This is a genomic window from Limosilactobacillus galli (assembly GCF_947381495.1).
In the GTDB taxonomy this organism is placed as follows: domain Bacteria; phylum Bacillota; class Bacilli; order Lactobacillales; family Lactobacillaceae; genus Limosilactobacillus; species Limosilactobacillus galli.
This window is the reverse complement of record NZ_CANCWK010000092.1, coordinates 1-1,512: the sequence shown is the minus strand read 5'-3', so window position 1 is coordinate 1,512 and position 1,512 is coordinate 1. Positions and strand designations below refer to the sequence as shown.

The 1,512-nt window shown below is 48.7% G+C and carries 1 protein-coding gene; it reads right to left on the bottom strand.

Features of this window, described 5'->3' with window-relative positions; translation table 11 throughout:
- Nucleotides 1-86 precede the first annotated feature (86 nt).
- Entirely contained in the window at nt 87-1,271 is a 1,185-nt protein-coding gene (locus tag QOS10_RS09350) for an aminotransferase class I/II-fold pyridoxal phosphate-dependent enzyme (RefSeq protein ID WP_283595188.1), read from the bottom strand.
- Nucleotides 1,272-1,512: the final 241 nt, after the last annotated feature.

Below are 1,512 nucleotides of genomic sequence, written 5' to 3'. Positions count from 1 at the left end.
GGAAGAACCATTCAGAATTTCTTTGGAAATTCCGAATGGTTCTTTTATTTCAAGGGACTTTTGTCACAGCCCCTTTTCAATTAATTTTAATCTAAGTTTTTAACGAATTCGCCGATCCGCTTCAGGCATTCCTGCAGGTCCTCATCTGATGAGGCGTAGGAAAGACGGACGTAGCCTTCACCCCCGGCACCAAAGGCACTGCCGGGGGTAACCCCAACCTTGGCCTCCTTGGCCAGCCGCTTAGCAAATGCCACATCGTCCTTGCCAAAACGGTCCGGAATCTTGGCGAAGATGTAGAAGGCCCCTTGTGGCGTTGACATCTCAAAACCGAGCTTCCGCAGACCATCGACAACCAGATCCCGCCGGTGCTCGTAAATCTTACGGAAGGCAACTGGGTCTTCACGGCCATTGGTCAACGCCTCGGTAGCCGCTGCCTGGACATTATCCGTGACGGTTGTTACCAGGTAAGCATGCATCTTGCGGATACTGGACATGATCTGGGCTGGACCCGCAATGTAGCCGAGACGGTAGCCAGTCATGGCATGAGACTTGGACAAGCCGGAGATGAACAGGGTCCGTTCTGGAATCATCGTGGCCAGCGAGTAGTGCTCTACCCCATAGACCAGGTCACTGTAAATTTCATCAGCAACCGCATAGAGGTGGTGCTTGGTAATAACCTTGGCCAAGCCCTCCAGGACATCTTTTGGATATTCACGACCGGTGGGGTTGGATGGGTAGTTAAGCAGTACTGCCTTAACTCCCTTGCCTTCACGTTCGATGACTTCTTCCAAGCGTTCCGGCGTCAGAACAAAATCATCGGCTGAAGTATCAACCTGAACAGCAGTCGCACCGGTCATTGCAACCAGTGGGAAGTACAGTGAGAAGACCGGTGTTGGGATGATGACCTTATCACCAGTATTCAGCAGGGAGAACAGGGCTGCCACCAGGGCTTCTGTGGCCCCAACGGTGACAACAATCTCGTTATCAGGATTGTATTCAACGCCACGGGTATCCTTAAGGAACTTGCTGATGGCTTCAAGCAGTTCCGGCTTCCCAGCCTGGGGAGCATAGTGAGAATCGTTCTCTTGAATGCTCTTGATGGCCGCCTGCTTGACGTGTTCCGGCGTATTCATATCCGGTTCACCCAGGGTCAGCTTGATGATCCCCGGCACCTTAGAAACTTCCTGGTCAAAGGCCCGGATACCAGATGGACTCTGGGCATCCAGCTTGTGGTTAATTGTCCCTAACAAATCGTTTGCTAATTCAGGCATAGCTTCATTTCCTCTCTAATCATTAAATTATAATAAGTGTATTATCAAAATTTGGTCTGGTCAAGACTATTTTAATTTTTATTTAACTTTTCTTTAATCTTTATAGAGAAAATTAATTCAAAAAGGCGGTTTACAACCCGAAAGATTGCAAACCGCCTTTTTACCGGCTCTTTGTCAATCGGTAAGGATGAAGAGATTTTTGAGAACTAGACTAAGCCACTTTGGCTTTTGGTCTAGTTCT